Genomic DNA, 12,910 nt, shown 5'->3' with positions numbered 1-12,910 from the left:
AAAATGACAAAGCTGTCATTTTCCCGTTCATCGATTGATCTCACTCGCGTGCGCCCTACAATAGCCGAGACGTCACGAGATAACGGAGCATAGGGTGAAGATACTGATCGTCGAAGATGAGGTAAAAACCGGGAAATACCTGAGTAAAGGGTTAACCGAGGCGGGATTTGTCGTCGATCTCACCGACAACGGTTTGACGGGATATCATTTGGCGATGACCGCCGGCTATGATCTGATCATCCTCGACATCCTGCTGCCCGACGTCAATGGCTGGGATGTGGTGCGCATGCTGCGCAACGCCAACCAAGGGGTGCCGATCCTACTGCTCAGCGCCCTGGGTACCATCGAGCAACGGGTGAAGGGATTAGAACTCGGGGCCGACGATTATCTGGTCAAGCCCTTTGCCTTCGCCGAACTCCTGGCTCGGGTGAGAACCCTGTTGCGTCGCGGCAACAGCCACATACCGGAGCGTCAGTTTCAGGTGGCCGATCTCACCCTCGATCTCCTCTCGCGGAAGGTGACACGTAGCGGCAAGCGTCTCACCCTGACCGGTAAGGAGTTCACCCTGCTGGAGTTTTTCATCCGCCATCAGGGGGAGGTTCTGCCCCGCTCGTTGATCGCCTCCCAGGTCTGGGACATGAACTTCGACAGCGATACCAATGCCATCGATGTGGCCGTCAAGCGCCTGCGCGCCAAAATCGATCTCGACTTCGAGCCTAAGCTGATCCAGACGGTGCGCGGTGTAGGCTACATGCTTGAGGTGCCCGATGCGCCGTAACCCCCTACGACGCCCCATCTCGCTGGCAGCACGCCTGACCCTGACCATCTCCCTGGCGACCAGTCTCGCCTTCGCCGTGTTCACCTGGATCATGATCTACTCCGTCGAGCGTCACTTCGCCGAGCTGGATAACGGCACGCTCCAACAGGTGCGTAGCAGCATCCTGCGCGTCTTGCAAGAGCCACCCCGTCCCGACGTCCCTCGCCAGGAGATACTGAACCGCGTACTGGCTGGCTATCAGAACATCAGCGTCGCGATCCGCGCCGATGACCAGCGCTTCCTCTACCGCTCAGACTCCGCCGCCCACCTCAACGCCGTCTGGCAATTACCCGCCTTGCCGCATTACCTACAAAGCGGCCAAGTCTTCCGCTGGTCGAATACCCGGCACGCGTCCCCGCACGATGCGGCGCACCCCGAGGCGTACCGTCTGATCGCCACGACCGTCTACCCGGCGGGCGAGCCACCGGCCCCCTACACCCTGCTGATCGCCCTCTCGATCAACGTACACCTGCACTATCTCGATCAGCTCAAGCGGGATCTGACGATCTGCGCGGCCTTTATCAGCCTGCTGATCATTTTCATCGTGCTGCTCGCCGTGTACAACGGACACCAACCGCTACGCCAACTCAGCGGCACGATCAAGAGCATCACCGCAGAGAACCTCGATACCCGCCTCGAACCGGGCGCGGTGCCGATCGAGCTGCAACAACTCGTCCTCTCCTTCAACCAGATGCTCGCCCGCATCGAGGATGTTTTTACCCGCCAGGCAAACTTCTCTGCCGACATCGCCCATGAGATGCGTACCCCCATCACTAACCTGATCACCCAAAGCGAGATCGTGTTAAGCCAGGCGCGTACCCAACACGAGTTGGAGGAGGTCATCTATTCGAATCTCGAAGAGTACCAGCGTATGGCGAAGATGGTGAATGACATGCTCTTTCTGGCGCAAGCGGACAATCAACGCCTCGGCCTAAACTGCCTCCCGTTCGATCTCCGCGAGGAGACCCTGAAGGTCTTCGACTTCTTCGAAGCCTGGGCAGAGGAGTGCCGGGTAACCCTGCGCTTCGACGGCCAGGCCGCAGCCGCCTGGGGCGATCCCTTGATGGTGCGACGGGTCATCAGCAATCTGTTGTCTAACGCCATCCGCCATACGCCGGCAGGCCAATGCATACATGTACGACTCAGCGAGACAAAGGACAGGGTACAACTCTGCGTCGCTAACCCCGGCACGCCGATCGCGGCGCAGCATCTGCCCCGGTTGTTTGACCGCTTCTATCGGGTCGATCCCGCACGCCAGCGTAAGGGGGAAGGAAGCGGCATCGGCCTGGCCATCGTCAAGTCGATCATCACGGCACATCAAGGCCAAGTCTGGGTCAGCTCCGATAGCGAGGCCACCCGCTTTCACTTTTCCCTCGTACGCGCCGAGCGCGGCAAGGCGTAATCTCTGCCTCAACTACCGGCCCCTTGAGGCACGCGTTGCCCTCTGGCGCAGCGCGCCTCAGGGCAACGCCAGCGGAGGCTCAACGACTCGTGCCGCACGATCCACACGCTTCGCGCCCTCGCGCGACAAACGCTCACACACCACCGATACCGACGCGCAGGCTCGATGCTTCGCCGTCCTCGACCTCGTCCACGCTCACGTTCACCCACCCGACAAACGAGGTGAATAATAGTGATAAATCAATATGATGATAGATGACAGTCTCGTCACGCTCCCGTCACGCGCGGCTGCGGATCGCTTCGTTATACTGGCCCCCATCGGCAGGGAGTGAGCCCACTTAAACACGGGCCACCCCACCGAATGACGGGGCGGCTTCCCGCCGCCTTCCCCCTTTGTTCGCCTGAACGATGCCGTGGGCATCATAGGCTAACCTGACTGACCTGGAGCCATACCGATGAAACTCGTGATCTACACCACCCTCTTCATGCTAAGCATCAGCGGCGCCAGCTGGGCCAACGGCACAGTGGATATCCATCAACAGGTGGATAACGCCCAAGCGGCGGCGCATCAACGCCTCTCCTCCGTGCCAACGGCGACAGCGCCCGCGACCGGGGATGACATCAACGCCCTAGATGCGCATCAACGCGCGATGATCGCCCATCAGGCGATGGATAACGGCAGCGCCAGCGCACATCAGCAGATCATTCAGCACCATCAGAAACTGCATGATGCCGAAGCACTGCGCAGTCGCGAGTAAGCGCGAGGGCGCGCTTCCCTCACGCGCCCTCGCGTCGACCTCAGCACCCGGTATCGACCGGGCGCTGAGGGGGGACGTTACTCCCACTCCGGGCGTAACGCAGGGGGTTCCGCCGAGCGGTAGTAGGCGTCGGCCTCGGCGAAACGCCGCTGTACCGCCGCCGACGGCGCGCGATCCAACAGGCTAACCAGCACGATCCCCACGCCCGCAAAGAAGAAGCCGGGGATAATCTCATACAGTCCCAACCAGGCGTACTGCTTCCAGACGATCACCGTGAGGGCACCGATAATCATCCCGGCCAGTGCGCCGTTTCGCGTCATGCGCGACCAGAGCACCGAACAGATCACCACCGGCCCGAAGGCCGCCCCAAAACCGGCCCAGGCATAACTCACCAACCCCAGCACCCGGTTTTCCGGGTTAGCCGCCAGCGCGATAGCGACCAGCGCCACCACCAGCACCATCGCCCGCCCGACCCATACCAGCTCCTGCTGTCCGGCCTGCTTACGCAGAAAGGCCTTATACAGATCCTCGGTAATCGCGCTGGAGCATACCAACAGCTGACAGCTTAAGGTCGACATCACCGCTGCCAGGATGGCCGAGAGCAAAATACCGGCGATCCACGGGTTAAACAGCAACTGAGCCAACGCAATGAAGACCCGTTCGGCGTTGCCCTCCACCGCGCCAGCCAGCTCAGGATGGTTATTGAAGTAGGCGATGCCGAAGAAACCGACGGCGACCGCACCGAGTAGGCAGAGGATCATCCAGGTCATGCTAATGCGACGCGCATTGACCAGACTATAGTGTGAGTCGGCGGCCATAAAGCGCGCCAGGATATGGGGCTGACCAAAGTAGCCCAGCCCCCAACCGAGCAACGAGAGGATGGCGACCAGATTCAACCCCTTCAACATATCGACGTTCTCGATGCTTTTCTGTTGGATCACCGCCAGGGACTCATCGAAACCGCCAACGGCGATGACCACCATCACCGGTGTCAGGATCAGGGCAAAGATCATCAGACTCGCCTGCACCGTGTCGGTCCAACTGACCGCCAGGAAACCACCGATGAAGGTATAGATGATGGTCGCCGCCGCGCCGGCCCATAGCGCCGTCTGGTAACTCATGCCGAAGGTGCTCTCAAACAGACGCGCACCGGCCACGATCCCGGAGGCGCAGTAGATGGTGAAAAAGAGCAGGATCACCAGGGCGGAGATGATACGCAACAGACGACTGTTGTCGGCGAAACGGGCGGTAAAGTAATCCGGCAGTGTCAACGCATTATTATTCGCCTCGGTATGTACCCGCAGGCGCCCGGCCACCAGCCGCCAGTTCAACCATGCCCCGAGCGTCAGGCCGATGGCGATCCAGCTCTCCGAGATGCCGGCGATGAATACCGCGCCGGGCAGTCCCATCAGCAACCACCCGCTCATATCTGAGGCGCCAGCCGATAGCGCAGTGACGAAGGGGCCGAGGCTACGCCCACCGAGAATGTAGTCATCGAAGTTCTTCGTCGATCGCCATGCCAAAAAGCCGATCAGGATCATGCCCAAGATGTAGATACAAAATGTCACCAACATGGGTGTGCTCATAGCCATTAACGTACTCCTGAAACTATCGTCTGGCACTCGAGGCCAGTCCTGGATGCCACCGTCGGAGTCTAGCCTGCGCAATCTTACGCGTCGCCGCCCCACGCCGCGAGGTATAGGCAATAACCATCGCTTAACACATCATTTACACAGAATCCCTTCGACGCAGAGAGAAAAGTGAGCACAAGCCGTACCAGATCACATTTATCTCGGTTGCACTTTTTTATTTTGGGATTGTGCGCACGGAAAATCGGCGCAACTTATTATCCACATTTTCTATAATGACATTATTGCCATGGGAAATTTCATTTTCAAACTTGCAAGCCAGGTCGCACTTAACAAGGTTGCACAAAGTTGCAACATAATAGATATTTTCGCGAAACAAATTGGCGCAATAAACCATCCGCGCCGAATGATGGCCACGATCCTCGCTATCCAGCGTTAACGGCGGCCTATCCCGCGAACACTGACGCGAGGCACCCACCCCTGCGGTTGGCTTCCCGCATATGATGAACGCGACAGACTGAGCGAAAAGGAGTGAATGAGATGGCAACGACAACCATGGGAGTCAAGCTCGATGACGCCGCCCGCGAACGTATCAAGGCGGCGGCCAAGCAGATTGACCGTACGCCGCACTGGCTGATCAAGCAGGCCATCTTCAGCTATTTGGATCGTCTGGAGCAGGGTGAGCTACCAGCGGAGCTCCCGACCACCGGCCTCGAGCCCCTCTCGTCAGGCGAGACGGCGACGTCATCGCCGGAGGCGTATCAGCCTTTCCTGAGCTTCGCCGAACAGATCCTGCCGCAGTCGGTGTTACGAGCCAACATCACCGCCGCCTACCGCCGTGCAGAAACCGATGCCGTACCGATGCTGCTCGAACAAGCCCGGCTAGCGGCCCCGCTCGCCGAGCGGGCCTATCAACTGGCCTACCGCCTCGCGCAGCAACTGCGTAACCAGAAGAACATTGGCGGACGGGCGGGTATGGTACAGAGCCTGCTGCAAGAGTTCTCGCTCTCCTCACAGGAGGGCGTTGCGTTGATGTGCCTGGCCGAGGCGCTGTTGCGCATCCCCGATAAGGCGACGCGTGATGCGTTGATCCGCGACAAGATCAGCGGCGGGAACTGGCAGGCCCACCTCGGCCGTAGCCCCTCACTCTTCGTCAATGCCGCCACCTGGGGGCTCCTGTTTACCGGCAAGTTGGTCGCCACGCATAACGAGACCCATCTCGCCCACGCCCTGAGTCGTATCATCGGCAAGAGCGGCGAGCCGCTGATCCGCAAGGGCGTCGACATGGCGATGCGCCTGATGGGTGAGCAGTTTGTCACCGGTGAAACCATCGCCGAGGCCTTGGCGAACGCAGAACGCTTAGAGGCCAAAGGCTTTAGCTACTCCTACGACATGCTGGGTGAAGCGGCGCTGACCCACGCCGATGCACAGGCCTACCTCCTCGCCTATCAACAGGCGATCCATGCCATCGGCAAGGCCGCTAATGGGCGGGGCATCTATGAGGGGCCGGGGATCTCGATCAAACTCTCCGCCCTACACCCACGCTACTGCCGTGCCCAGTATGAGCGCGTGATGAGCGAGCTCTACCCCACCCTCAAGTCGCTCACCCTACTGGCACGCCAATATGACATCGCGATCAACATCGATGCCGAGGAGGCCGACCGTCTGGAGCTCTCCCTCGATCTGTTGGAGCGCTTGTGCCATGAGCCCGAGTTAGCCGGCTGGAACGGAATCGGCTTTGTGATCCAGGCCTATCAGAAGCGTTGTCCCTGGGTGATCGACTACCTGATCGATCTCGCCACGCGTAGCCAACACCGCCTGATGATCCGCCTGGTGAAGGGGGCCTACTGGGACAGCGAGATCAAGCGCGCCCAGGTCGACGGGCTGGAGGGCTACCCGGTTTACACCCGTAAGGTCTATACCGACGTCTCCTACCTGGCCTGCGCCAAGAAACTCTTGAGCGTACCCAATCTGATCTACCCGCAGTTCGCCACCCACAATGCCCACACCCTGGCCGCCATCTACCAACTGGCCGGTCAGAACTACTACCCCGGGCAATATGAATTCCAGTGTCTGCACGGTATGGGCGAGCCGTTATACCAGCAAGTGGTCGGCAAAGTCGCCGATGGCAAGCTCAATCGCCCCTGCCGCATCTACGCCCCCGTCGGTACCCATGAGACACTATTGGCCTACCTGGTGCGCCGCCTGCTGGAGAATGGCGCCAACACCTCCTTCGTCAACCGCATCGCCGATGCCAGCTTGCCATTAGAGGAATTGGTTGCCGATCCGGTCGCCGCCGTGGATGCCCTGACGACGCAAGAGGGGCGTCCCGGGCTTCCCCATCCGAAGATCCCGTTGCCCCGCGATCTGTATGCGCCGGAAAGGGTTAACGCCGCGGGACTGGATCTGAGCAATGAGCAGCGTCTCGCGTCGCTCTCCTGCGCCCTATTGAACACGGCCCATCAGCGACTCGTGGCGCTGCCCCTGTTGGAACAACCTTGCAGCGAAGGCGAGCTACGCCCCCTGCCGAATCCCGCCGATCCGAGCGACATCGTCGGCTATACCCGTGATGCCAGTGAGCAGGAGGTTGAGCAGGCCTTAGCGAATGCACAGCGTCATACCCCTATCTGGAGTGCCACACCGCCACAGGCGCGGGCCGCTATCCTGGAGCGAGCCGCCACCCTGATGGAACGCCAGATGCCGACGCTGATGGGGATCCTGATCCGTGAGGCGGGCAAGACCTTCGCCAACGCCATCGCCGAGGTCCGTGAGGCCGTCGACTTCCTCCACTACTACGCCGCACACATCCGCGCCAACTTCGATAACCAGACCCATCGCCCCTTGGGATGCGTCGTCTGTATCAGCCCGTGGAACTTTCCACTGGCCATCTTTAGCGGTCAGATCGCCGCCGCCTTGGCCGCCGGCAACAGCGTGCTGGCCAAGCCCGCCGAACAGACACCGCTGATCGCCGCCCAGGCCATCGCCATCCTACGTCAGGCTGGCGTTCCGGCGGGCGTGGTGCAACTCCTTCCGGGACGCGGTGAAACCGTGGGCAGCCAATTGGTCAACGATCCGCGGGTGCGCGGCGTCATGTTTACCGGGTCGACGGCGGTGGCCAAACTATTACAACGCGCCATCGCCGATCGCCTCGATGCTCAGGGGCGGCCAATACCACTCATCGCCGAAACCGGCGGTATCAACGCGATGATCGTCGACTCATCGGCGCTCACCGAACAGGTCGTAAGTGACGTTGTCACCTCTGCATTCGACAGCGCCGGACAACGTTGCTCCGCCCTACGCATTCTCTGCCTGCAAGAGGAGATCGCCGACCCTACCCTGACCATGCTGCGCGGCGCCATGGCCGAATACCGCCTGGGCAACCCGGAGCGCTTGAGCTGCGACATCGGCCCGCTGATCGACGCCGAGGCGCAGGCCGGTATCGAACAACATATTCATACCATGCAGGCTAAGGGGTTTCCGGTATTCCAGGCGGCATATAACTCACCTGACGATGCCCCACCTCGTGCCCGGGGCACCTTCGTGCCCCCCACGCTAATCGAATTGGATAGCCTCGATGCATTGCAGCAGGAGATCTTCGGCCCGGTACTGCACGTGGTGCGCTACCGCCGCGAGCAGTTGGATGCCTTGCTGGCTCAGATCAACGCCTCGGGCTATGGTCTGACCCTCGGGGTGCATTCGCGTATCGACGAGACCATTGCCCACGTCAGCAGCAATGCCCATGTCGGCAATATCTACGTCAACCGTAACATCGTCGGCGCCGTCGTCGGTGTGCAACCCTTCGGCGGCGAGGGCTTATCCGGTACCGGCCCCAAGGCGGGGGGGCCGCTATATCTCTACCGCCTCCTGGCCCGCAGCCCAGAAAACGTGTTGGCCTGCGCTGCCGCTCCCACCACGGCTCAACCGGACGACGACCGAGCCGAGGTAGCGTCGCCGTTGCAAGCCCTGAGCGACTGGGCGGCCGATCGCCCGGCGCTGCAGATCCTTTGTCAGCGCTACGCCGATCAATGTCTGACCGCCCCTCGCCTGCTGAGCGGACCGACCGGTGAACGCAACACCCTGATCTTCGTCCCACGCGAACGTGTGTTATGTATGGCCAGCAACGAGGGCGACGCGCTGATCCAACTAGCGGCGGTGATGGCGGTCGGCTGTCAGGTCATCTGGCCAGACACGCCGCTGCATAGTGCGCTACTGCGGGATCTCCCGCCGACGGTTGCAGCACGCATCACACTCAGCGCACCGGACACGCTGATGGCACAGCCATTCGACGCGGCGATCTACCATGGCGACAGCGATCAACTGCGTACCCTCAACGGGCAGATTGCCGCCCGGAGTGGCGCCATCGTCTCGCTGCAAGGCTGGGCCCACGGTGAAACCCAACTGCGGCTGGAACTACTGCTTCATGAACGTGCCGTGAGTATCAATACCGCGGCGGCCGGCGGCAACGCCAGCCTGATGACCCTGAGTTAACCCCGCCCTACGCGCCATCTTGGCGCGCCCCAGGCCCGACGTCGCGACCACTGGCGTCGGGCCATAGCGCGGCGAAGTCATCCCCATCGCCTCCCTAAGCCCCCCGCTCACGTTAGCGCCCCCCGCCGAGGAGACGCTCACACTCACGCTAGCGCCTCCCGCCTAGCGATACTTCATCCGACCAGTGCACTGCAGCCCATCCGGTAAACGTCTGCCCCGATGACGCACCTTTAGGGGCGCCACTCACGGATGGCATCTCACCCCACACGCGACCTGACCTTGCACGCAAAAAAATACCGCCCCCATGCGGTGAGCGGTACTTTTGCCTTAGCTCGTCACGTCACGCCGAAGCGGGACACGCGTGCGCATTACTTCAGATACTGGCCGCTGCGCAACGCCTCGATACGCTTATCCAATGGCGGATGCGACAGGAACAGCTCACCAAAGGAACGGCTGCCGCGCCCGTTGATGCAAAACGCCATCATGCTGCCCGCTTCCTGCGGCTCGTAGCTGGTCTTCAGGCGTTGCAACGCCGCGATCATCTTCTCACGCCCAACCAGATTGGCCGAGCCGGCATCGGCGCGGAACTCGCGATAACGCGAGAACCACATGGTGATGATGCTTGCCAGAATACCGAACACCAGCTCCAGTACCATCGAGACCGCGAAGTAGATCATCGGGTTGCCACTGCTCTCACCTTCCCCTTCATCACGGTTGCCGGAGAGGAACCCCGCCGCCACCTGAGCGATCAGACGCGAGATGAAGATAACGAAGGTGTTCACCACCCCCTGCACCAGGGTCATGGTCACCATGTCCCCATTCGCCACGTGGCTGATCTCATGGGCCAACACCGCCTCGGCCTCGTCACGGCTCATGCTCTGTAGCAGACCGGTACTCACCGCGACCAAGGATGCATCGCGCCGCGCGCCGGTCGCGAAGGCGTTGATATCCGGCGCATGATAGATGGCCACCTGCGGCATGCCGATGCCCGCCTGTTGGGCCTGACGGCGCACCGTCTCCATCAGCCAGCGTTCGGTTTCGTTACGCGGCTGTTCAATCACCTCGCCCCCGACGGAGCGCAGCGCCATCCATTTAGACATTAGCAGCGAGACAATAGAGCCGCCAAAGCCAAACAGCAGCGCCATGATCATCAGTCCCTGCACGCTGCTGGACTGAATGCCGGTCAGGCTCAGTACCAGACCGAACACCAGCATCACTGCCAGGTTAGTCAACAGGAACAAAGCAATACGCATCATATCGTTGTCAATCCTCTCAAACATCTCGCCCTATGCGATGATCAGATGGTAAGGCCATCTACGCGGGTTTCAAGGGTTATGGCTCGATAAGACGGCAAAGAAACAAAACTTTACATTTTCGCCACCTTAACAGGTTAAGTTTTACACACCATCCGAAGAAATCAACTAGTTGCCCGCCAAGTCGGCGGGCAACATCGGGAAAGTTTTGTAACAAATTGGCGGGCTCTACTCCCGTTTCCCGGCCCAGACCACCATCACGCGATCTCGCCCATCATCGCGGATAAACGCATAGCCCTGCGGCCATGGCACGGCGATCTGGCGCCCCTTGCCGATAGCCGGATGACGGGCCCGAAATTGGCCAAGCTTCTGCCAGTGCGCGAGCGTCACCGCCGCTTTGCCATCGAGGTCCGCCCAGTTCATGTCTGAGCGGGTACCCTGCAACGGATCCGAGCCACTCGGCCCTAACGGACGCTCGCTCTCATCACCGTAGAAGATTTGTACCGCCCCCGGCGTCAACAGTAACAACTCGGCGGCCCGACTGCCCGCGCCGCGAAAGAGACGGGTATCATGCGACGACAGGTAGCTGAGCACGTTGAACGCCTGTAACTTCTGCGCCATCTGCTGCCACAGCGGATCGATGTTGGATAGGCAGTCCGCCGCCTGCTCAGCCTGCTCCTGGTAGTCGAAGTTGATCATCGCATCGAAGCCGTGACGGTAGTAATCGCTGCGCATCACGCCATGCCCCCAGGCCTCACCGGTCATCCAGAAAGGCGCATCGTCCAGCGCCTGTTGCGGATGGGCCTGTTTCCACGCCGCCAACGCGGCGCTGGCCTGGTTTTTCAACTGCTGCCACGCCGCCGGCTCGACATGCTTTGCCGTGTCGACCCGGAAACCATCGATGCCATATTCACGGACCCATTGACTGAGCCAATGCGTCAAGTAGTCACGCGGGGTATAGCCGGGAATGGCCACGGCACGCGTATCGGCCTTATTGCGGTAGAAATTCGGTAACCCAACCGCCTGCGTCGACTCGGTCTTGACATCCGGCAGGAAGGAGAGCGACAGGGTGAAATCCGTGAAACCGGGAGCGTCGTAGTCGCCGATATCGCTACGTACCCAGCCCTTGCCCCACCACCGTTCCCAGGCGGCACTATCACCGAAATCGATGTAATCGTTAAAGCTATGCCAATTCTGCCCCGCGCCTGGGCGCCAATCCCCCCAGTGCTGACCCAAGGTCTGCTGTAGCGCCGCCCCCTTAAGATAGAGCGCGCCAAACTGATACTGCTGCATATCGGCCAGGGTGGCGTAGCCGGTATGGTTCATCACCACATCGAACAAGACCCGGATACCGCGTTGGTGCGCCCCATCCACCAGGGCACGCAGATCCTGTTCGCTGCCCATGTTCGCGTCCAAACGGGTCCAATCCAGGGGGTAATAGCCGTGATAGGCATAGTGCGGAAAGTCCCCTTTCGCACCACCACCGACCCAGCCATGGATCTGCTCCAGCGGGGAGCTGATCCATAATGCATTGACCCCCAGGCGCTGGAGATAGTCGAGCTTCGCGGTCAACCCCCGCAAGTCGCCGCCATGAAAGGTGCCAATCTCCTGCAGGCCATCCCGATGGCGACCATAGCTATTATCGTTACTCGGATCACCGTTGGCGAAACGGTCGACGAGCACGAAATAGACCGTCGCATTGTGCCAGTCGAATGCCGCCGGCCCACGCGTCTCGGCGGACTCGAGCAATAGCAGGCCGTTGCTACCCGCCGCCGGCTGCAAGGTGACCGTCCCTTGCTTGACAGGCACGATCTGGCCGCTGTAGAAATCCCGGACCGACGTCCCATCGGCAAAGGCACCCGCGACGGGCACCGTCAGCGCATCGCCATTCCAACGCGGACAACGGCGCACGGCGAGTTTCGTCGTCGCCTGGGGGTGTACCGAAAGTGTCAGCGTCGGTGTGCCGGAGCGCGTATCGATGCGCGCCTGATACAGCCCGGCGCGATAACGATGCCAGTCCGGCGCCTCCCCCTGGCAGGGTGCCAACGAAAGCGTCTGATTCAGGCGGATAGCCTCGGCGGGTTGCCAGCAACGATCGCCCTGATAGAGGCGTAGCGCGGCATGCCCCTTCTCCAGGGTGTGCTCGGCGCTGAACACCCCCTCCGCGGAAGAGGTAAACAGCGGGAAATCGGGGGCGTGCCAATCGGCCCACACCGCCCCCGGGATCAGTAATGCACAGAGGAAGGGATATTTCATCGTCGGCTCCTATGACAGGGATGCGTCACAGTGTGCCAGTCGCCGCCGCGGCTGTGCTCCTCCCCATGCAGGGAGGACAACGGGGGTGGAGAGCGCGTGCGCGTCATCCGGCCATCGGCCAGATGTGAGGCCTTCTCGCGATATTGCGTAAGCGCTCTGGGACGCATAACCAGGCGGGAATGGCTGCGCAGGCGATCGCCGAGCCTATCAACGCAGAAGAGAGCGAGGGTGCGCCCCGCTAACCGCCCGACGTGCTAGCGCGATGACGGCCCCCTAACCTCGCAGGAAGAACTCAAAAGGTAAAAAAAAACCGACTATACAGGTGGTATTGATAACGCCCCATAGGGG

7 protein-coding genes are annotated in these 12,910 nt (G+C 61.0%); 4 read left to right on the top strand and 3 right to left on the bottom strand.

What is annotated here, in order from left to right; genetic code table 11:
* Positions 1-94 precede the first annotated feature (94 nt).
* The 3 genes from ACEQFP_RS04100 to ACEQFP_RS04090 all read left to right on the top strand — a co-directional run bounded on the left by ACEQFP_RS04100 (position 95) and on the right by ACEQFP_RS04090 (position 2,976).
* Positions 95-778, top strand: coding sequence for a copper/silver response regulator transcription factor (locus ACEQFP_RS04100; protein WP_005294272.1), 684 nt, complete (start codon positions 95-97; stop codon positions 776-778).
* Positions 768-2,219, top strand: coding sequence for a Cu(+)/Ag(+) sensor histidine kinase (locus ACEQFP_RS04095; protein ID WP_370547497.1), 1,452 nt, complete (start codon positions 768-770; stop codon positions 2,217-2,219). Before ACEQFP_RS04100 ends, ACEQFP_RS04095 begins: the two co-directional genes overlap by 11 nt.
* Before the next feature lie 454 nt (positions 2,220-2,673).
* Positions 2,674-2,976, top strand: coding sequence for a hypothetical protein (locus tag ACEQFP_RS04090; RefSeq protein WP_005286217.1), 303 nt, complete (start codon positions 2,674-2,676; stop codon positions 2,974-2,976).
* Positions 2,977-3,053: 77 nt separating this feature from the next.
* Here ACEQFP_RS04090 and putP read toward each other — a convergent pair whose 3' ends face one another.
* A complete protein-coding gene (putP, locus tag ACEQFP_RS04085; RefSeq protein ID WP_005286219.1) occupies positions 3,054-4,568 on the bottom strand; it encodes a sodium/proline symporter PutP in 1,515 nt (504 codons plus the stop codon).
* Positions 4,569-5,105: 537 nt separating this feature from the next.
* Here putP and putA point away from each other — a divergent pair.
* Positions 5,106-9,053 carry a trifunctional transcriptional regulator/proline dehydrogenase/L-glutamate gamma-semialdehyde dehydrogenase gene (gene putA, locus ACEQFP_RS04080; RefSeq protein ID WP_370547496.1) on the top strand — a complete coding sequence of 1,316 codons (3,948 nt, stop codon included), beginning with the start codon at positions 5,106-5,108 and terminating at the stop codon, positions 9,051-9,053.
* 368 nt (positions 9,054-9,421) lie between these two features.
* Here putA and htpX read toward each other — a convergent pair whose 3' ends face one another.
* Both htpX and ACEQFP_RS04070 read right to left on the bottom strand, forming a co-directional pair.
* Entirely contained in the window at positions 9,422-10,309 is an 888-nt protein-coding gene (gene htpX / locus ACEQFP_RS04075; protein ID WP_005294266.1) for a protease HtpX, read from the bottom strand.
* A 225-nt stretch (positions 10,310-10,534) separates the two neighbouring features.
* Positions 10,535-12,562, bottom strand: a complete 2,028-nt coding sequence (locus ACEQFP_RS04070) for an alpha-amylase (RefSeq protein WP_370558348.1) — start codon at positions 12,560-12,562, stop codon at positions 10,535-10,537.
* Positions 12,563-12,910: the final 348 nt, after the last annotated feature.

Origin of the sequence: Edwardsiella sp. A.80236, assembly GCF_044540725.1 — a bacterium.
Taxonomy (GTDB): Bacteria; Pseudomonadota; Gammaproteobacteria; order Enterobacterales; family Enterobacteriaceae; genus Edwardsiella; species Edwardsiella tarda.
The sequence above is the reverse complement of the archived record's forward strand: the minus strand, read 5'-3'. Positions and strand labels throughout refer to the sequence as shown.

Coding starts and splice junctions, on each gene's coding strand:
- ACEQFP_RS04095 (WP_370547497.1), top strand. CDS start 768: ATGCGCCGTAACCCCCTACGACGCCCCATCTCGCTGGCAGCACGCCTG.
- ACEQFP_RS04090 (WP_005286217.1), top strand. CDS start 2,674: ATGAAACTCGTGATCTACACCACCCTCTTCATGCTAAGCATCAGCGGC.
- putP (WP_005286219.1), bottom strand. CDS start 4,568: ATGGCTATGAGCACACCCATGTTGGTGACATTTTGTATCTACATCTTG.
- putA (WP_370547496.1), top strand. CDS start 5,106: ATGGCAACGACAACCATGGGAGTCAAGCTCGATGACGCCGCCCGCGAA.
- htpX (WP_005294266.1), bottom strand. CDS start 10,309: ATGATGCGTATTGCTTTGTTCCTGTTGACTAACCTGGCAGTGATGCTG.
- ACEQFP_RS04070 (WP_370558348.1), bottom strand. CDS start 12,562: ATGAAATATCCCTTCCTCTGTGCATTACTGATCCCGGGGGCGGTGTGG.